The sequence below is a fragment of the Burkholderia sp. MR1-5-21 genome, from assembly GCF_053427715.1.
Genome location: NZ_JBSAXD010000156.1, coordinates 1 through 301, shown reverse-complemented (window position 1 = coordinate 301; position 301 = coordinate 1). Strand labels below are relative to the sequence as shown.

Sequence of the window (301 nt, the reverse complement as noted above, 5' to 3'; positions counted from 1 at the left end):
GATCGTATGCGGTATTAATCCGGCTTTCGCCGGGCTATCCCCCACTACAGGACATGTTCCGATGTATTACTCACCCGTTCGCCACTCGCCACCAGGTGCAAGCACCCGTGCTGCCGTTCGACTTGCATGTGTAAGGCATGCCGCCAGCGTTCAATCTGAGCCAGGATCAAACTCTTCAGTTTAAACCTGTTACTGTTTTCGGTTCGGTTAAGAACCGGTCGCTCACTCAAAGCTGACAGGTCATATGAATTGCTTCATAAACCTGACTTACTTTAGTGTGAGACTCTTGATACTTTTGCTA

At 49.2% G+C, this 301-nt stretch carries 1 rRNA gene; it reads right to left on the bottom strand.

From position 1 onward, the window contains the following. Positions 1-182, bottom strand: a 16S ribosomal RNA gene (locus ACV229_RS40865); the annotation flags it as partial. Positions 183-301 lie beyond the last annotated feature (119 nt).